This window comes from Mesorhizobium sp. M1D.F.Ca.ET.043.01.1.1 (assembly GCF_003952385.1).
Classification (GTDB): domain Bacteria; phylum Pseudomonadota; class Alphaproteobacteria; order Rhizobiales; family Rhizobiaceae; genus Mesorhizobium.
Genome location: NZ_CP034444.1, coordinates 2,967,740 through 2,985,089 on the forward strand (window position 1 = coordinate 2,967,740; position 17,350 = coordinate 2,985,089).

Annotated in this window: 16 protein-coding genes; 9 read left to right on the forward strand and 7 right to left on the reverse strand. The window is 65.3% G+C overall.

Going from position 1 to position 17,350, the window contains the following annotated elements; translation table 11 throughout:
• Positions 1-23 precede the first annotated feature (23 nt).
• Positions 24-908, forward strand: a complete 885-nt coding sequence (locus tag EJ067_RS14400) for an AraC family transcriptional regulator (RefSeq protein WP_126086319.1) — start codon at positions 24-26, stop codon at positions 906-908.
• Between the two features lie 192 nt (positions 909-1,100).
• Here EJ067_RS14400 and EJ067_RS14405 read toward each other — a convergent pair whose 3' ends face one another.
• Positions 1,101-1,574: a MarR family transcriptional regulator gene (locus EJ067_RS14405; protein ID WP_126086320.1), complete on the reverse strand. Its 474-nt coding sequence runs from the start codon at positions 1,572-1,574 to the stop codon at positions 1,101-1,103.
• Positions 1,575-1,955: 381 nt separating this feature from the next.
• Between EJ067_RS14405 and EJ067_RS14410 the strand changes: the two genes are divergently transcribed.
• Both EJ067_RS14410 and EJ067_RS14415 read left to right on the forward strand, forming a co-directional pair.
• Positions 1,956-3,005 carry a GTP-binding protein gene (locus tag EJ067_RS14410; RefSeq protein WP_126086321.1) on the forward strand — a complete coding sequence of 350 codons (1,050 nt, stop codon included), beginning with the start codon at positions 1,956-1,958 and terminating at the stop codon, positions 3,003-3,005.
• Positions 3,006-3,154: 149 nt separating this feature from the next.
• On the forward strand, positions 3,155-4,129 hold the full coding sequence (locus EJ067_RS14415) for a WD40 repeat domain-containing protein (protein WP_126086322.1): 975 nt from the start codon (positions 3,155-3,157) through the stop codon (positions 4,127-4,129).
• Here EJ067_RS14415 and EJ067_RS14420 read toward each other — a convergent pair whose 3' ends face one another.
• Positions 4,130-4,573 (reverse strand): hypothetical protein, encoded by a 444-nt coding sequence (locus tag EJ067_RS14420; RefSeq protein WP_126086323.1) that lies wholly within the window; start codon positions 4,571-4,573, stop codon positions 4,130-4,132.
• A gap of 142 nt (positions 4,574-4,715) precedes the next feature.
• Between EJ067_RS14420 and EJ067_RS14425 the strand changes: the two genes are divergently transcribed.
• The 3 genes from EJ067_RS14425 to EJ067_RS14435 are packed head-to-tail and all read left to right on the forward strand — an operon-like array spanning position 4,716 to position 8,260.
• A complete protein-coding gene (locus tag EJ067_RS14425) occupies positions 4,716-6,095 on the forward strand; it encodes an aspartate aminotransferase family protein (RefSeq protein WP_126086324.1) in 1,380 nt (459 codons plus the stop codon).
• Between the two features lie 11 nt (positions 6,096-6,106).
• Positions 6,107-7,513: a glutamine synthetase family protein gene (locus EJ067_RS14430; RefSeq protein ID WP_126086325.1), complete on the forward strand. Its 1,407-nt coding sequence runs from the start codon at positions 6,107-6,109 to the stop codon at positions 7,511-7,513.
• 60 nt (positions 7,514-7,573) lie between these two features.
• Entirely contained in the window at positions 7,574-8,260 is a 687-nt protein-coding gene (locus EJ067_RS14435; RefSeq protein ID WP_126086326.1) for a UdgX family uracil-DNA binding protein, read from the forward strand.
• 20 nt (positions 8,261-8,280) lie between these two features.
• On the opposite strand, the gene EJ067_RS14440 is transcribed toward EJ067_RS14435, so the two are convergent.
• The 4 genes from EJ067_RS14440 to EJ067_RS14455 all read right to left on the reverse strand — a co-directional run bounded on the left by EJ067_RS14440 (position 8,281) and on the right by EJ067_RS14455 (position 12,658).
• The gene (locus tag EJ067_RS14440; RefSeq protein ID WP_126086327.1) at positions 8,281-9,540 is read right to left on the reverse strand and encodes a glycerate kinase; all 1,260 of its coding nucleotides are present in this window, start codon (positions 9,538-9,540) and stop codon (positions 8,281-8,283) included.
• On the reverse strand, positions 9,537-10,040 hold the full coding sequence (locus EJ067_RS14445; protein WP_126086328.1) for a heme-degrading domain-containing protein: 504 nt from the start codon (positions 10,038-10,040) through the stop codon (positions 9,537-9,539). Before EJ067_RS14445 ends, EJ067_RS14440 begins: the two co-directional genes overlap by 4 nt.
• A gap of 75 nt (positions 10,041-10,115) precedes the next feature.
• Positions 10,116-11,429, reverse strand: coding sequence for a guanine deaminase (guaD, locus tag EJ067_RS14450; RefSeq protein WP_126086329.1), 1,314 nt, complete (start codon positions 11,427-11,429; stop codon positions 10,116-10,118).
• A 2-nt stretch (positions 11,430-11,431) separates the two neighbouring features.
• The gene (locus tag EJ067_RS14455) at positions 11,432-12,658 is read right to left on the reverse strand and encodes a urate hydroxylase PuuD (protein WP_126086330.1); all 1,227 of its coding nucleotides are present in this window, start codon (positions 12,656-12,658) and stop codon (positions 11,432-11,434) included.
• A gap of 151 nt (positions 12,659-12,809) precedes the next feature.
• Here EJ067_RS14455 and EJ067_RS14460 point away from each other — a divergent pair, with 151 nt between their 5' ends.
• The 3 genes from EJ067_RS14460 (at position 12,810) to EJ067_RS14470 (ending at position 16,369) form a co-directional block, all read left to right on the forward strand.
• Entirely contained in the window at positions 12,810-13,730 is a 921-nt protein-coding gene (locus EJ067_RS14460; RefSeq protein WP_126086331.1) for a LysR family transcriptional regulator, read from the forward strand.
• A 435-nt stretch (positions 13,731-14,165) separates the two neighbouring features.
• The gene (locus tag EJ067_RS14465) at positions 14,166-15,122 is read left to right on the forward strand and encodes an LLM class flavin-dependent oxidoreductase (RefSeq protein ID WP_126089621.1); all 957 of its coding nucleotides are present in this window, start codon (positions 14,166-14,168) and stop codon (positions 15,120-15,122) included.
• Entirely contained in the window at positions 15,119-16,369 is a 1,251-nt protein-coding gene (locus tag EJ067_RS14470) for an LLM class flavin-dependent oxidoreductase (protein ID WP_126086332.1), read from the forward strand. The genes EJ067_RS14465 and EJ067_RS14470 overlap by 4 nt, the downstream gene beginning before the upstream one ends.
• Here EJ067_RS14470 and EJ067_RS14475 read toward each other — a convergent pair.
• Positions 16,366-17,214 (reverse strand): PhzF family phenazine biosynthesis protein, encoded by an 849-nt coding sequence (locus EJ067_RS14475; RefSeq protein ID WP_126086333.1) that lies wholly within the window; start codon positions 17,212-17,214, stop codon positions 16,366-16,368. The genes EJ067_RS14470 and EJ067_RS14475 overlap by 4 nt on opposite strands.
• Between the last annotated feature and the right edge of the window lie 136 nt (positions 17,215-17,350).

Genomic DNA, 17,350 nt, shown 5'->3' on the forward strand with positions numbered 1-17,350 from the left:
CCGCAACGGGCATGGATGAGGCGATGGCGCACGGTCTAGGCGATGAGGCGCTGGAAGGTCTTGAACGTTCGTGCGCGGACGACGACCGGATCGTTTCGGCGCCCGGCACCGCCGGCCTCGAGCGCATCGAGGCGCGCTTTCACGGCAATGCCTTCGAGCTGCACCGGCACGACACCTATGCCATCGGGGTCACGCTCGATGGCGTGCAGCGCTTCCATTATCGCGGTGCGCTTCAACACAGCCTGCCGGGCCAGGTCATCGTGCTGCATCCCGACGAGTTGCATGACGGCGGCGCCGGCACCGAGGACGGATTACGCTACCGGATCCTCTATCTGGAGCCGTCGCTGCTGCTCGATTGCCTCAATGGCGCGCCGCTGCCTTTCGTGCGGGATGCCGTGGTGAGCGACCAGGCCTTGCGCGGCACGCTGCTCTCAGCCCTCGCGCCCTTGGACGAGGAGCTGGACGATTTGTTTGTCGCCGATTTCATTTCGCAGCTGGCGCGGCAATTGAAACGCCATGCCGGACAGCCGGCAAAGCCGACGGGAACGATCGCGTGGCGGGCGGCGGCGCTGGCCCGCGACTATCTCGAAGAGAACGCCGAACGGGCGGTGCGCTCCGACGAGCTTGAAGCGATCACCGGGCTCGACCGTTACGCGCTGTCACGCCATTTCCGCGCGACCTATTCGACCAGCCCGCATCGCTTCCTCGTGATGCGCCGGCTGCAGCGGGCCCGGCGCATGATCGAAGCCGGCGAGCCTTTAGCCGAGACAGCCGTTGCTGCCGGCTTCAGCGACCAGAGCCATTTCAACCGGCATTTCAAGAAGGCGTTCGGGCTGACGCCCGGACGCTGGGCGGCGCTGGTGCGCGCGACGCGGAGCGTCGTCGCTCAATCGCGAGACGTCCGGTGATAGCGCTGAAGCGCGACGCGTAGGCGCGATGCGCAGCATCGTCGCGAACCGCGGGACGTCCGATACTGGTGTTTCAGCTAAGCCGCCGATGCTTGGGTCCGCGCGGTTGCGCGACGATGCTGCGCATCGCGCTTTAGCTGGATTGCGAACGCCTCGCGGTTGAGCGACGACGCTGCGCGTCGCGCTAACGCGTCACGCTTCGTCCAACTCCGCGTCGTCGTCGATGAGGATCAGCTCCTCGTTCGACAGGTTCGCCTCGATGCGGGCAAGCAGCTTGAACAGCGCCTTCTGGTCTTTCTTGTCGAGGCCCTTCAATGCCTGCTTCTCGGTCTTCTTGACCGACTTCTCGATGGCGCGGATGGTCTCGCGGCCGGTATCGGTGAGGAAGATGTGGGCCTGGCGGGCATCGGCGTTGGAGGCGCGCTTCTCGAGGAAACCCTGCGCCTGAAGCCTGTTGATGGTCTTGGTGATGGTCGGCGGACGCACGCCGAGCTTGCCGGCAAGATTGCCCGGGGTCTGGCCGTCCTCGCGATCCAAGGCCAGCATGATCTGGTCCTGGCCGGCATAGAAGCCATGCGCCAGAAGCCGCGCCGCAAGTGCCGTCCGCGCCAGCCGCGCCGCCGAATGCAGCCGGCTCATTGTCGCTGTCTTGTCCGCCTTGGCCATGGTCGTTCCCTCTTCGGCCGAACCGGAGCGGAAAGCATAGAGGCTGTCCGGCGGCTGGCAAATGACGATTTCAAGAGTCCGGCTTGCAAAACGCTTTGCCGGCAAGCATTGCGGTGCCCGCGCAGGTGATGCCAGATGTTTATTTCAGTTAGATGACAAACGACTTTTGGCCTGGCGAGATTCACAGCGCAAGCCGGCGAGAGCCCGGCGACGCCCACGCGGCTCCTCCCTTTGACCGGCCTCGATCGCCGCCGGTCCACCCTGTGCGCCGTCCCGATTGGTGGCACCGCCTGGCCCATCGCTTTGCCGCGTGCAAAAGCTTGGGCCACACCCTATATGAGGCCGACAAATCCTTTAGGGCACAGATTTTCGAGGCAAGCCATGAGCGATGCACAGACGCAGATCCCCGTAACCGTTCTCACCGGCTATCTCGGCGCGGGCAAGACGACGCTGCTCAACCGCATCCTGTCGGAGAACCACGGCAGGCGTTACGCCGTCATCGTCAACGAGTTCGGCGAGATCGGCATCGACAACGACCTGATCGTCGAATCCGACGAAGAAATCTACGAGATGAACAATGGCTGCGTCTGCTGCACGGTGCGCGGCGACCTGATCCGAGTCGTCGAAGGCCTGATGCGGCGGCCCGGCCGCTTCGACGCCATCGTGGTGGAAACCACCGGCCTCGCCGACCCGGTACCGGTGGCGCAGACCTTCTTCATGGACGACGACGTGCGCACCAAGACCAAGCTCGACGCCGTGGTGGCGCTTGTCGACGCCAAGCACCTGCCGCTGCGGCTCAAGGATTCCAAGGAAGCCGAGGACCAGATCGCCTTCGCCGACGTGGTGGTGCTGAACAAGACCGACCTCGTCACGCCTGAAGAGCTCGAAAAGGTCGAGGCGACGATCCGCGCCATCAACCCGGCGGCGAGGATCCATCGCACGGAACGCGCCGGCGTGGCGCTGGGCGAGGTGCTCGACCGCGGCGCCTTCGATCTCGCCCGCGCGCTGGAGAACGACCCGCATTTCCTCGAGGCGCACGATCACGATCATGACCACCACGACCATGATCACGACCATCACGACCATGACGGCCACGACCACCATCATCACGACCATCCGTCCGACATCCATGATGTGACGGTGAAGTCGGTGTCGCTGCGCGGCGGCGAGATGGATCCGAAGAAATTCTTCCCGTGGATCGAGAAGGTGACCCAGATGGAAGGACCGAACATCCTGCGGCTGAAAGGCATCATCGCGCTCAAGGGCGACGACGAGCGCTATGTCCTGCAGGGCGTGCACATGATCCTCGAGGGCGACCACCAGCGCGCCTGGAAGGATGGCGAGAAGCGCGAGAGCCGGCTGGTGTTCATCGGTCGCGAGCTCGACGAAGAGCGGCTCAGGAAGAGTTTTGAAGCCTGCCAGGCGGCTTGATTTCACGCCTTCTTCCTTCTCCCCTAGTTGTGAGAAGGGGAAACCGCACGCCAACGCCCCTACTGCTGTAGTCCAAGATCCGAAGCGGGTTGAGACCCGTAGCTCAACCCCTTATGGGGAAGGGCAAGAATCTCGAATGGACAGTCCATATGCCCACAGTCGCCCCGCTTGATCTCGAAGGCCATTGCGTCGCCGCCGTCTTCCTTAACGACGTGCCGCATTTCGCTTTGGCCGACGGCGCGATCCACAGGCTGGATAACGGGCAAAAGACGGCGCAGGCCAATGACGGGCTGCTCGCCGCCTTCCACGACGCGGCCAACGACCGGCTGATCACCGGCGGCGAGGACGGCAAGGTGTTTGCCGTCAAGGCCGGCGGCGAGGTGAGCGAACTCGCCAGCGCCGGCAGGAAGTGGATCACCAGCGTCGCCGCCGGTCCGCAAGGTGCGGTCGCCTATGCCTCGGGCAAGACCGCCTTCGTGCGCTTCGCCGACGGCAAGACCAAGGAATTTACCCATCCGCGCTCGGTCGAAGGGCTCGCCTTCTCACCCAAGGGCATGCGCTTCGGCGTTGCCCGCTACAATGGCGCGACATTGCATTTCCCGGCGGCCGAGGGCAAGCCGGTTGAGCTTGAATGGGCCGGCGCCCACACCGGCATAACCTTCTCGCCGGACGGCGCCTTCCTGATCACCACCATGCAGGAGAACGCGCTGCATGGCTGGAAGCTGGCCGACGGCAAGCACATGCGCATGAGCGGCTATCCCGGCAAGGTCAAAAGCCTGTCGTGGAGCGTCAAAGGCAAGTGGCTGGCGAGCTCCGGCGCGCCGGCGGCGATCGTATGGCCGTTTTCAGCCAAGGACGGGCCGATGGGCAAGGCGCCGCTGGAGCTCGGCACGCGCGGCAACACGATGGTGACCTGCGTTGCCTGCCATCCCAGCCAGGAGGTGGTGGCGATCGGCTATGAGGACGGCATGGTGATCGCGGCACGTTTCGCCGATGCCAAGGAAGTGCTGCTGCGCCGCCCCGGCAAGGGCGCCATCACCGCGATGATGTGGGACAAGGAAGAGCGCCGCATCGTCTTCGGCAGCGCGGCCGGCGATTGCGGCGTGATCGACATCACCGCCTGATCATTCGGCGCCGCAGGAAACATCGCCTTTGAACTCGACGGGTTCGCTGTCCGTGCCGCTGCCGTCATAGACCGAGAGCGTGTAGCGCCCGTCATAGGTACTTTCGTCGCTGGCCTTGGTCAGGATCGTCAGTTCCACCGAGCGATAGCTGTCCCCTGCTTCATGCTCGCGATAGACGAGCAGCCGCAACTCCTCGCCGTCGAGCCAATATTGCGCGAGGTTCTGATCCTCGAACACGGTCTTGCGCAGGCTGTCGCCCGTGGGCCGCGCCTTGATTTCGAGATCGCCCCTGAAGTTGAAGGTTGGGCCGCCGAGGCCCCGGGTGACGCCGGCATCGAGCTGGAAAGCGACCTGACGGTCGTCGACCGAGCACCAGAGGGCACCCGAGGCGGAGGCCACGTTCGCCGATGCAAGAAGCGCTGCCGCGCAGAAGACCGTCCGCATTTCCCCTCCCTTCAAGCCTGCCGCATTGAGGCCCAGACCGCTGCGCCGGGTCAATAGCGCTGATCCAACAGGAGCTCCCGCCCGGCCAATTGCGGTTTTGCAAACCGGTTGGCAGAGTGCCGCCCGAAACAAAGGGGTTTTCATGCAGGCATCGGATTCAAGGACTTCCATCGGCGGCATCGACGTCGCCCGCATCGCTGAATTGCGTGAGTCCGAAGCGGCGACCTTCCGCAAAGCGCGGCCGAATTCCGAGGCCAAGGTCGGCAACGGCATGGCAGGCTTCCTCGGCGGCGTGCCGATGCACTGGATGACCGACTGGCCGACGCCGTTTCCGATCCTGGTCGAAAGTGCCAAGGGCGCAACCATCACCGATGTCGACGGCAACAGGCTGGACGATTTCTGCCTCGGCGACACCGGCTCGATGCTCGGACATTCGCCGGCTCCGGTCGCCCGCGCCATCCGCCGGCAATCCGGGCGCGGCCTGACCTATATGCTGCCCAGCGAGGATGCGATCGCCATCGGCCCGCTCTTGCAGCAGCGCTTCGGCCTCCCCTACTGGCAGATCGCCACCACCGCCACCGACGCCAACCGCTTCGCGCTGCGCGTCGCCCGCGCGGTGACAGGGCGCGAGAAGATCCTGGTCTTCAACGGCTGCTATCACGGCTCGGTCGACGAGACGATGGTGCGGTTGATCGACGGCAAGCCGGTCAACCGGCCGGGGCTGGCCGGCGAATTCCGCGACCTGACGCGGGCAACGAAGATCGTCGAATTCAACGATATCGGGGCATTGGAGGCGGCGCTTGGCAACCGTGACGTCGCCTGCGTCATCACCGAACCGGTGCTGACCAATTCCTGCATGGTGCTGCCGGAACCCGGCTTCCACGACGCGCTGCGGCGCCTCACGCGCGCCGCCGGCACGCTGCTTTTGATCGACGAGACGCACACCATTTCGACCGGGCCTGGCGGCTATGCGCGCAAACATGGGCTGGAGCCGGACCTGTTCGTGCTCGGCAAGCCGGTGGCGGGCGGCGTGCCGGCGAGCATCTGGGGCATGAGCGAGGACGTCGCCACCCTCTACGGCGCCTATAACCGGACCAAGGAGCCCGGATATTCCGGCATGGGCACGACGCTGTCGGCAAACCCGCTGCAATTCGCGGCGATGCGCGCGACGCTGGAAGAGGCGATGACCGAGGCAGCCTACGCCTATATGGACCGGCTGGCGCGCCGCCTCGACGCCGGGCTCACTGCCGTCATCGACCGATACAGGCTGCCCTGGCACGTCGCGCGGGTCGGTGCCCGCGTCGAGTTCATCTGCGCGCCCGGCCCGCTGAGGAATGGCGGCGAGGCGGAAAAGGCGCATGCGCCCGAGCTAGAAGCCGCCATCCATGTCGCGCTGGTCAACCGCGGCGTGCTGATCGCGCCGTTCCACAACATGATGCTGATCTCGCCGGCGACGACGGCGGCGCAGGTGAGCCGGCTGATCACCGCTTTCAGCGCGGTTGCGGCAAGGCTTGCGGCGTGAGACAAGCTGCCATGGACAATCCGAACGCTGTCACGACCTCGCCTTCCGGATCGACGCCCGCCGAGGCAAAAGCCTTTCTCGACGCCCATCCCGAGATCGAGGCCTTCGACATCGTGCTCACCGACGCCAACGGCATCGGCCGCGGCAAGATCGTGCGCCGGCATGAGCTGAAGAGCATCTTCGAGGGTGGCCGGCACATGCCGATCTCGATCCTCGGCCTCGACATCACCGGCGAGGATGTCCACGACACCGGCCTGATCTGGGACACAGGCGACGGGGATCTGCGCGCATGGCCCATTCCCGGCACGCTGGTGCCGCTGCACGGCACCAGGCCGCCGCGCGGCCAGGTGCTGATGTCGATGTATCATCTCGACGGCCAGCCGATGACCTCCGACCCGCGGCTGGTGCTGGCAAGGCAGGTGGAGTTGCTGGCGGCAAGAGGCCTGCATCCGGCCGGCGCCTTCGAGCTGGAATTTTTCCTGCTCGCCAACGAACGCGACGCTGACGGCAAGGTGCAGCCCGCCCGCGCCGTGCTCGACGGCCGCCGCTCGGGTAAGACGGAGGTCTATTCGGTCGACCATCTGCACGGCATGGAGCCGCTGTTTTCCGACATCTACGCCGCCGCGAAGGCGCAAGGCATACCCGCCGAGACGATCATTTCCGAATATGCGCCCGGCCAGTACGAGCTGACGCTCAACTACCGCCGGGACGTGATGCGGGCGGCCGACGACCTCATCATGCTGAAGCGGCTGGTCAGGGCGCAGGCGCGCCGGCACGGCGTCACTGCCTGTTTCATGGCCAAGCCGATCGAGACCTATGCCGGCTCGGGCATGCATTTCCACGTGTCGCTGCAGGACGACGCCGGCAGGAACGTGTTCACCGAAGCCGCCGGCGAGAAATGGTCACCAAAGCTGCTCAACGCCCTTGGCGGCCTTGTCGGCACAATGGCGGAATCGATGCTGGTGTTTGCACCGCACGCCAATTCATGGCGCCGCTTTGTCTCGCAGTCCTACGCGCCGGTGGCGCCGACCTGGGGCGTCAACAACCGGTCGGTGGCGCTTCGGGTGCCGGCGGGTGACGCCGGGAACCGCCGCATCGAGCACCGGCCGTCTGGCGTCGACGCCAACCCCTATCTGGTGGCGGCGACGGTGCTGGCCGGCATCGTCAAGGGCCTCGACGAGGGGCTGGACCCCGGCCCGGAAACAACCGGCAACGGTTATGAGCAGACCACGGAAACCTCGGCCATGCCGGCCGACTGGCGCGCCGCGATCGAAGCGGCAAAGGCTTCCGATTTCCTGAAAGCGGCGCTCGGCCACGACCTGCACCGCACCTTCGTGGCGATCAAGCAGGCGGAATATCTGCGCGTCGCGCGCACCGTCAGCGAGCTGGACTACCACCTCTACCTGCACGAGGTGTGAGGAACGGGAACCATCGCCAGCCTCGGCCATTTCAAGTTCAAAAGCGGGCGAGATAGGACGATGGCAACAACACCGTCAGCAACGGCCTTGCAGCGTGAAGCGAGGCGTCCAGTGAGGCACATCCCTGCGCCCGAGGCAGAGCCGGCTGCAGGGGAAGATGCCACCTCCATCGGCGAGGCGCGCGAGGCGGCAAAGGGCTGCCGCCGCTGCCAGCTCTGGCGCAATGCGACGCAAACCGTATTCGGCGAGGGGCCGGAAACCGCAGAGGTGGTCTTCGTCGGCGAACAGCCCGGCGACCAGGAGGATTTGGCCGGCAAGCCCTTTGTCGGCCCGGCGGGCAGAATATTCGACAGCATCCTCGACGACGCCGCGATCGACCGCCGCAAGGTCTATGTGACCAATGCGGTGAAACACTTCAAATTCGAGCCGCGCGGCAAAAGACGCATCCATTCCAAGCCGAATGCCGGCGAGATCCGGGCCTGCCGCTGGTGGCTGGACAAGGAACTCGACCTGATCGAGCCGAACCTGGTGGTGGCGCTGGGCGCGACGGCGGCGCAAGCGCTGCTCGGCAAGGCGGTGCCGGTGTTGAAGATGCGTGGCGCGGTGATCGAGCGCGATGGGCTGCGCGTGTTCATCACCATCCACCCCTCGCTCATCCTGCGCATCCGCGAACCGGCGGACAAGGACGCCGAGCGCGAGCGGTTTTTGAAGGATATGCGGAAGGTGAAGCGGCTGATGGCTGCTTAGGCTCTTTCGCCCCGACCGTGCTATCTAATCAAAATCGCCCTGAGATCGTTGACGTTCGTGCCCGTGGGACCGGGGACAAACAGATCATCCACCGCATTGAAGGCCGTCCAGGCATTGTTGCCGGCAAGCATCGCCTTGGCGTCGACACCTGCCGCACGCATACGCGCCACCGTCGAGCCGTCGGCGAAGGCGCCGGCATTATTCTCCGAGCCGTCGATGCCGTCGGTATCAGCGGCCAAGGCATGGATGCCGTTCATGCCATCGATACCGATGGCGAAGGCGAGCAGGAATTCGGAATTGCGGCCGCCCTTGCCCTTGGCCCGCAAGGTAACGGTCGTCTCGCCTCCCGAAAGGATCAGCACCGGCTTGGCGAAAGGCCGGTTGCGCGTCGCGACCTCGCGGGCGATCGCGGCATGGACGCCGCCGACCTCGCGCGCCTCGCCCTCAATCGAATCCGACAGGATGACGGCGTCGATGCCTTGCCGCTTCGCCTCGGCAGCCACCGCCTCCAGCGAGACGCCGGCCGAGGCGATGAGATGCACTTCATTGCCGGCAAAGCGCGGATCGTCGGGACGCGGAGCATCGGCGGCGGACGACTGGATGTGCGCCATGACGGAGGCCGGCAGCTTCATGTTGTAAGCGGCAATCGACGCCAGCGCGTCTTCGCGGCTGCCGCTATCGGGAACGGTCGGCCCTGAGGCGACCAATGCCGGATTGTCGCCGGGGATGTCGGAGACGACCAGCGACACCACCCTGGCCGGATGCGCGGCAGCGGCCAGGCGCCCGCCCTTGATGGTCGAGACATGCTTGCGGATGGTGTTCATCGCCGCGATCGGCGCGCCGGAGGCGAGCAGCGCCTCGTTGACGGCGATCTCGTCGGCTAACGTCAGACCGGAGGCAGGCGACGGCAGCAGCGCCGAGCCGCCGCCGGAGATCAGCGCCACCACCAGGTCGTCCGAGGTCAGGCCTCGCACCTTCTCCAGCAGTCGGCGCGAAGCCTCGAGGCCGGCAGCGTCCGGCACCGGGTGCGCCGCCTCGATGATCTCGATGCGCTCGCATTTGGCGCCATAGCCGTAGCGGGTGGCGACCAGGCCATCGATCGGCCCGTCCCAGACCTTCTCGAAGGCCGCGGCCATTTGCGCGGAGCCTTTGCCGGCGCCGATGACGGTGGTGCGGCCCTTCGGCTTTGCCGGCAAATGGTTGCTGATCGTCTTTTCCGGATCGGCGGCAGCGACGGCGGCGTTGAAGATGGAAACGAGAAACGACTTGGGATCGGTCATTTTTCCTCTGGTGGTAGCGCTAGTTGTTTCCGATCAGCGCCGAGATGGGCACAGAGCGCATCGACCACGACGCCGTGGTCCTCTCGCTCTGGCAGGCCGGAGACGGCAATGGCCCCGATGACGCCGGCGCCTTTCACCGTGACGGGAAAGCCGCCGCCGGCGAGCACATAGTCGGCAATGTCCAGGCCCTCGCCGACCTTGAAGGTGCGGTCGGGCCGCTGCTGCTCCAGCACCATGCGGTAGGTGCTTCTCAAGAAGCGCCTCACGACATTGATCTTGCGCCGCGCCCAGTCCGGATTGGAGGCGTTGGAGCCCGGCATCGCGGCGTAGAACAGCGGCCGGTCGAAGGTCCTGATGTCGACGATGATCGGCAGGTCTTCTTTCAGCGCCCGGTCCCTGATCGCCGAGCCGATCTCGAAGGCCACGGCCTCGTCGAAGGCCGGAAAGACCAGCGTGGCTTCCTGTTTCTTGATCAGAGCGATGTCGGCGGCGGCAGCCATGGCGTTCCCCTGTCAAATGTCGACGCACGCTTTGGCCGATGGCTGACGCGGGGTCAAGCGAAGAGCGCACTCGATCTATGCGACAATCGCGCTCTTCGCCGGCCGGCCCGCCACATAGACCTCGCGCACGGCGCGGTCGTCGCCCAGCGTCTGCAGCAGGAAAAGTTCCTCTGCCAGCGTTTCCACCGTCTCCATCCTCAGCCGCATCGCTGGCGTGGCGTGAGCGTCGAGCACGACGATATCGGCGTCGGTGCCTTCAGCGAGCGTGCCGACCTTGCCCGCCACCGACAGCGCCTCGGCATTGCCGCGCGTCAATTGCCAGAAGGACTGGAACGGGTTCAGCTTCTCGCCGTTCAGCGCGATCACCTTATAGCCCTCGTCCATGGTGCGCAGCATCGAGTAATTGGTGCCGCCGCCGACATCCGTGGCGGCCGCGATCCTGAGCGGCTTCTCGCGGCGGCGATAGCGCTGGTAGTCGAACAGGCCGGAGCCGAGGAACAGGTTGGAGGTCGGGCAGAACACCGCCACCGAGCCCGACTGCGACAGCGCATCCGCCTCGCGTTCCGACAGATGGATGCAATGGCCGAACAGGCTCTTTTTGCCCAGCAGGCCGTAATGCTCATAGACGTCGGTGTAGTCGCGCGACCAGGGGAAGAGCTCCTGGGTGAAGGCGATCTCGGCATGGTTCTCCGACAGATGCGTCTGCATGTGGAGATCGGGATGCTCGCGGCAGAGCGCGCCGGCCATCTCCATCTGCTCGGGCGTAGATGTGATGGCAAAACGCGGCGTGATCGCATAGAGCTGCCGGCCCTTGCCGTGCCATTCGGCAATCAGCGCCTTGCTGTCGTCGTAGCCGGTCTGCGGCGTGTCGAGCACGCCCTCCGGCGCGTTGCGGTCCATCATCACCTTGCCGGCGATGTTGAGCATGTTGCGCTCATGCGACTCGGCGAAGAAGGCTTCGGCGGAAGATTTGTGCACCGAGCAATAGGCGGCGACGGTCGTCGTGCCCTGGCGCAGCATTTCGTCGAGGAAGAGCCTGGCGATGCGGCGGCCATGCTGCGCGTTCTGGAACTTGGACTCTTCCGGGAAAGTGTATTTGTTCAGCCAGTCGAGCAGTTCGGCGCCGTAAGACGCGATGATCTGCATCTGCGGGACATGGACATGGGCGTCGATGAAACCCGGCAGGATGAGATGCGGTCGATGATCGATCGTCTCGGCGCCTGCGGCCGCGCGCTTCCGGACCTCGGCATACGGACCGGCGGCGACGATCTTGCCGCCGTCGATCAGCAGCGCGCCATCCTCCTCGTAACGCCAGGCGGAATGGTCGTCTATCGCTTCGGGCCAGCGCAGGAAGGAGAGCGTGCGGCCACGCAGGAGCTTTGATGTCATGCTTACTTTCCGGCGCCTTCGAACCAGGCCACCAAAAGGGCCCGTTCCTGGTCGGTGATCTGGGTGACGTTGGCGGGCGGCATGGCATGCGCCCGGCCGGCCTGCAGGTAGATCTCGCTGGCATGCTCGGCAATGCGCGCGTCGGTGTCGAGCATCACGCCCTTCGGCGCATGGTAGATGCCTTCATAGACCGGCTCCTCGGCATGGCACATCGAGCAGCGGCCGAGCACGGTGTCGCGCACGGCCGGGAAATGCGCCGAGGCCATGTAGACCTGGGCGGCCGCGGATGCGGCGGAAGTCTTCGGCTCGCCGGTCAAAACCTTCGGCACGGTCGACAGCCAGATGATGATCATGAACAGCACGGCGGCACCGAGCCAGGTCCAGGTCGGGTTGCCTTTGCGGGCGTGCACCGTGTTGAAATAGTGCCGGATCAGCACGCCGATGATGAAGACCAGCGAGGCGATGACCCAGTTGAACTCGGTGCCGAAGGCCAGCGGATAGTGGTTCGACAGCATCAGGAACAGCACCGGCAAGGTCAGGTAGTTGTTGTGCAGCGAGCGCTGCTTGGCGATCTTGCCGTATTTCGGGTCCGGCTTGCGGCCAGCGATCAGGTCGGCGACGACGATCTTCTGGTTGGGGATGATGACCATGAAGACGTTGGCCGACATGATCGTGGCGGTGATGGCGCCGAGATGCAGGAAGGCGGCGCGGCCGGTGAAGAGATGCGTCAGCCCCCAGGCGATGAACACCAGCACGCAATAGAGCACCAGCATCAGGCCGGTGTCGCTTTTGCCGAGCGGCGAGCGGCAGAGCAGGTCGTAGACGATCCAGCCGACGCCGATTGTTGCCAGGGACAGCAGGATGCCGACTGGCACCGAGATGTTGAGCACGTTGGGATCGATCAGGAACAGGTCCGCGCCCGCATAATAGACCACGCAGAGCATGGCGAAGCCCGACAGCCAGGTGGCGTAGGATTCCCATTTGAACCAGGTGAGATGCTCCGGCATTTCGGCCGGCGCGACCAGGTATTTCTGGATGTGGTAGAAACCGCCGCCATGCACCTGCCATTCCTCGCCGAAGGCGCCGGCAGGCAGGCCCGGACGCTGCCGCAGGCCGAGGTCGAGGGCGACGAAATAGAAGGACGAGCCGATCCAGGCGATGCCGGTGATGACATGCAGCCAGCGGACGGCAAAACTCAGCCAGTCCCAGAAAATCGCAAAATCCAGCATCGTGTTGCCCTTGGGAAGTCGTCCCTGCCGATTGCACGACTTTACGGGCTGGCGCCGAAACGAAAAGAGGCGAGGTGCGCGATGACTTTCAAAAAAAAATGGAAAATACTAGGCTCACTGCACATCGCCGTTTGAGAGCCACGAAAGCCGCATGGCCTATCTCGACAACATCGCCGTCTTCGTCCGCGTCGTCGAACTCGGCAATCTCTCGGCGGCCGGGCGTGACATGCGGATCTCGCCGGCGGTCGCCTCCAATCGTATCAAGGAGCTGGAGAAGCACCTCGGCGTGCGGCTGTTCAACCGCACCACCAGGCAGTTGATGCCGACCGAGCACGGCACCGTATTTTACACCGGCGCCAAGCAGGTGCTGGACGCGATCACCGAGGCGGAGGCTGCGGTCGCCGCGCTTTCCGGCCAGCCGCGCGGCACGATCAGGGTGACGGCGCCGCTCGGCCTCGGCCGGCGCCTGATCGCCTCCGGCATTCCGGACTTCCACGACAAATACCCCGATATCGAGGTGCGGCTGAGACTCTCCGACCACAATGTCGACATCATGAAGGAAGGCATCGACGTCGCCTTCCGGCTCGGCATTATCGAGGATTCCAGCCTTCGAATGCGCGGCATCATGGAATGCGAGCGCGTGCTGGTGGCGGCGCCGAAATATCTCGAAGCGCGCGGCGAGCCGACCGAGCCGCAGGAACTGGTCGGCAAGAAGCACGACTGCCTGATGTTGCGCTATTCCGGCACGCGCGAATTCGTCTGGACGTTGCAGACGCCGAGCGGCGTGCAGAAGCTCGAAGTGCACGGCCCCTACGACACGGACGACGGCGACGTGCTGACCGGCTGGGCGCTGTCGGGGCGCGGCATAATCAACAAGCCACGCTTCGAGGTGGAACCCTTCATCCGCGACCAGCGGCTGAAGGTGATCCTGGCGAAGACGCCGCCGACGCCGGTGCAGTTCGCCGCCGTCTATCCGCACAAGAAGCTGCAGGATCCGAAGGTGCGACTGCTGCTCGACTTCATGGCCGATCGCTGCCAGCGGCTGATCAAGGATATCTTGGCTGGGAAGTAGACATCAGTAGCGTTGCACAGCTTCGGGATTGGCCGAAGCCTCCCCGACTCCTCATCCACGGGCGGAGCGACGCGAAGCGGAGCGCAGACCCGAGGATCCATTCCGTGACCTTCGCCGAAGAGCGCAGCGGAGCAGAATTCTGAACCGTCGCAACGCTTTGAAGTCACGGAATGGATCCTATGGTCTGCGCCGCGTCGCTTCGCTTCTTGCTCCGCCATAGGATGACGACGCGATAGGCGCCTCGGCTAACCACCCAAGTATGCGACCCGCCACGCGACATCGGTTCGCCAGGACATCTACCTCGCCGCTATACGATGGCTGGCCGGCAAGTGGCAGCCTGGTGGCCCACTCGATCCCGTTGCCTTGCGCGACGGCGGGCCTAGGTTGGTAGCCAGAACGGCTGCCGATTTTCAGGGCAGCCGAATGGGCCGCACAATGCATTTTGCCGTTTCGCTCGACATCGCGGCCGCCGCAGGGCAGGCCGGGCTGACATTCACGGAGATCGCCGGCTTCGTGCGAGAGGCGGAAGCGGCGGGCGTCGACATGGTTATCATTTCCGACTCCGCCGATGCGCCGTCGAGCAGCCCGTTCGAAGCGACGACGCTCCTTGCGGCGCTGGCGACGGTGACCGAGACGATTGGGCTCGTCGCCGGCGCTTCGACGCTGGCGCACCAGCCTTACAATCTGGCGCGCCGTTTTGCGTCGCTCGACATCATCAGCCATGGCCGGATCGGCTGGAACGCGACGATGCGGCAGAACCCGCGCGAGGCGGCGAATTTCAGCCGGCCGGAAGGCATCGCCGACAGTGATTTCCATCGCCGCGCGGAAGAATTCATCGGCATCGTGCGTGGCCTGTGGCAGGGCTGGGACGCCGAAGCGCTATTGTTCGACAAGGCCGCAGGCCGCTTCCACGATCCCGAAAGGATGCATCTCCTAGACCACAAGGGCGAGTTCTTCTCGGTGCGCGGGCCGCTCAACGTCGCCCGCTCGCCGCAGGATGCGCCAGTGCTGGTCATGTCCGGCCTGGCGGCGGCCGATCGAAGCTTCGCCGCCGGGGCAGCCGACGTCGTCATGCTCGACGAGCCATCGCCAGAGGACGCGAAAGCCGTCTGTGACGACCTGAAACGCCGGGTGCAGACCGTCGGACGCAAGCCGGAAGCGGTGAAGGTGCTGGCGACCGTCCCTGCAGAGTTCGCCGCCGACAGTCTGGACGATTGGTTCGCCTCGCAGGGTTGGGACGGCCTCAACTTTGCTTTGCCGGCTGATATCTCGGCGCTCGACAACTTCCTCGATCGGGTGCTGCCGGACCTTCGCCGCGGCCTGACCCGATCGACTGACGCCGGGGCGACGCTGCGCGACCATCTCGGTCTCGGCGCGGGAGGCGGACAATGAGCGGGCGCCAGATGAAGCTCGGCCTGTTCCTGTGGGCGACCGGCCACCACATCGCCGCCTGGCGCCATCCGGACGCGCATGTGACGGCAGGCATCGACATCGACCACTACATCAAGCTCGCGCGGACAGCCGAGGCGGCGAAGTTCGACATGGTCTTCTGCGAGGACGCTGCCGGCCTGCGCGAAGCCAATGTCCAGATCGCCAGCCAGACCTCGCGCTCGATCGGCTTCGAGCCGGTCAGCCTGCTTTCAGCCCTTGCCGCGCAGACCGAGCGCATCGGCCTCGTCTCGACGGCGTCGACCGGCTACAACGAACCCTACGGGCTGGCGCGCATGTTTGCCTCGCTCGACAATCTGAGCGGCGGGCGGGCCGGCTGGAACCTCGTCACCTCGGCCAGCCCGATCGAAGCCGCAAATTTCGGCTCGACGGGCCTCAGACCGCATGCGGACCGCTACGAACGCGCCCGCGAATTCGCCACCGTCGTCACCGGTCTGTGGCGTCGCGGGGCGTCCGGCCATGACGGCCAGAGCTTTTCGGTGCGCGACCCGCTCGACATAGAGCCCTCGCCGCAGGGCGCGCCGGTGATGGTGCAGGCCGGCGCCTCCGACGACGGCAAGGACCTTGCCGCGCGGACCGCCGACGTCGTGTTCTCGGCGGCACAAACCTTGGAGGAGGCCAAGGCTTTCCATGACGATCTCAAGGGCCGGCTCGCTGCCTATGGACGGGAGCTCGACGACATCAAGATCATGCCCGGCGTGGCGCCTATCGTCGCGGCGACGAAGGCCGAGGCGCAGGCCAAATACGACGCGCTGCAGGAGTTGATCCCCGACGATGTCGGCGTCGCGCTGCTCTCCAGCTATCTCAGCATCTCCGACCTCTGGCGCTATCCGATCGACGGGCCGCTGCCCGAACTGCCGGAAAGCGAAGGCATGAAGAGCCGGCAGGCGCTGGTCATCGAGCAGGCACGGCGCGACGGCCTCTCGATCCGTCAGCTCGCGCGCTATTTTGCCGGCGCGCGCGGCCATTGGCGCGTGGTCGGCACGCCAGCACAGATCGCCGACGAATTGCAGGCGCGTTTCGAAGGCGGCGCGGCCGACGGCTTCAACGTGATGCCGTCCTGGTTTCCGGGCGAGTTGGACGCTTTCGCGACGCTGGTCGTGCCGGAGTTGCAGCGGCGCGGCCTGTTCCGCAAGGACTATGAGGGCCGCACTTTGCGCGACCATCTCGGTCTCAAGCGACCGGCCTAAGCGGCTTCAGCCTGTGCGTCCATCAGCCGGGCCGTCCCCGAAACCCTGATCGAGCTGCCGGGAGCCGGCTGAATATCTGCATGGAGGCGTGAGCGCGCGCCCATGTCCTCGCCCTGGACAATGTCGATCGAGCCGCCATGCGGCCAGCCGAGATCGCGCAGATAGCCGGCAAAGGCGGTGGTCGAGGCGCCAGTCGCCGGATCCTCGTAGACGCCGCCGGAGGCGAAGGGATTGCGCGTGTGGAAGAGGCTCGGCGCTTCGGCATAGGTAAGCAGGATCGTGACCAGCCCTTCGCGACGCATCAGCGCCTGGCCCTCCTTGAAATCATAAGCCATCGCGGCAAGCGCCTCGCGTGAATTCAGCGCCAGCACGAAATGGTCTGAGCCGCCATGGATCAGCGCCGGGGGAATGGCCGGATCGAGATCACCGGCTGCGTAACCGAACAACGCCAGCATTTCGGCGACCAGTTCCGACGGTGCCGGCGTGCTGCGCGTCGGCGGCGATTGCAGCGCGGCGACAATGTTGGAGCCGTCGCGGAATCCTTCGACGGTTATGTTGGCCTGGCTGAGGGTCAGCTTGAAAACGCCGTCGCCGAACTGTCTGACCAGCGCCGCGCCCAGTGCAATGGTGGCGTGGCCGCAAAACGGTACCTCCGATTCCGGCGAGAAATAGCGCACACGCCAACCGTCGCCATCGGGCGCGGCGAAGGCGGTTTCCGAAAAGCCGACCTCGGCCGCGACGCGATGCATGTCAGCGGCATCGGGCAAAACATCGCCAATCACCACGCCGGCGGGGTTGCCGCCGGTGTTCCCGTCCGAAAATGCCGCTATCCGCAAAACGTCCATATGCTCGCCCCGTGCTCACAACTCGTGTTCGTCAGGCGCACAAAACACGTTCCGGACCGGTTTGGGAAACGACGAAAGCGACGAGCAGCTGTGAGCGGCAGTCATATCTCGCAGCTTTGCGCAGGCGCCTCAGGAA

Excerpts from the sequence above, each read along its gene's own strand:
- EJ067_RS14400 (WP_126086319.1), top strand. The coding sequence starts at position 24 with ATGGCGCACGGTCTAGGCGATGAGGCGCTGGAAGGTCTTGAACGTTCG.
- EJ067_RS14405 (WP_126086320.1), bottom strand. The coding sequence starts at position 1,574 with ATGGCCAAGGCGGACAAGACAGCGACAATGAGCCGGCTGCATTCGGCG.
- EJ067_RS14410 (WP_126086321.1), top strand. The coding sequence starts at position 1,956 with ATGAGCGATGCACAGACGCAGATCCCCGTAACCGTTCTCACCGGCTAT.
- EJ067_RS14415 (WP_126086322.1), top strand. The coding sequence starts at position 3,155 with ATGCCCACAGTCGCCCCGCTTGATCTCGAAGGCCATTGCGTCGCCGCC.
- EJ067_RS14420 (WP_126086323.1), bottom strand. The coding sequence starts at position 4,573 with ATGCGGACGGTCTTCTGCGCGGCAGCGCTTCTTGCATCGGCGAACGTG.
- EJ067_RS14425 (WP_126086324.1), top strand. The coding sequence starts at position 4,716 with ATGCAGGCATCGGATTCAAGGACTTCCATCGGCGGCATCGACGTCGCC.
- EJ067_RS14430 (WP_126086325.1), top strand. The coding sequence starts at position 6,107 with ATGGACAATCCGAACGCTGTCACGACCTCGCCTTCCGGATCGACGCCC.
- EJ067_RS14435 (WP_126086326.1), top strand. The coding sequence starts at position 7,574 with ATGGCAACAACACCGTCAGCAACGGCCTTGCAGCGTGAAGCGAGGCGT.
- EJ067_RS14440 (WP_126086327.1), bottom strand. The coding sequence starts at position 9,540 with ATGACCGATCCCAAGTCGTTTCTCGTTTCCATCTTCAACGCCGCCGTC.
- EJ067_RS14445 (WP_126086328.1), bottom strand. The coding sequence starts at position 10,040 with ATGGCTGCCGCCGCCGACATCGCTCTGATCAAGAAACAGGAAGCCACG.
- guaD (WP_126086329.1), bottom strand. The coding sequence starts at position 11,429 with ATGACATCAAAGCTCCTGCGTGGCCGCACGCTCTCCTTCCTGCGCTGG.
- EJ067_RS14455 (WP_126086330.1), bottom strand. The coding sequence starts at position 12,658 with ATGCTGGATTTTGCGATTTTCTGGGACTGGCTGAGTTTTGCCGTCCGC.
- EJ067_RS14460 (WP_126086331.1), top strand. The coding sequence starts at position 12,810 with ATGGCCTATCTCGACAACATCGCCGTCTTCGTCCGCGTCGTCGAACTC.
- EJ067_RS14465 (WP_126089621.1), top strand. The coding sequence starts at position 14,166 with ATGCATTTTGCCGTTTCGCTCGACATCGCGGCCGCCGCAGGGCAGGCC.
- EJ067_RS14470 (WP_126086332.1), top strand. The coding sequence starts at position 15,119 with ATGAGCGGGCGCCAGATGAAGCTCGGCCTGTTCCTGTGGGCGACCGGC.
- EJ067_RS14475 (WP_126086333.1), bottom strand. The coding sequence starts at position 17,214 with ATGGACGTTTTGCGGATAGCGGCATTTTCGGACGGGAACACCGGCGGC.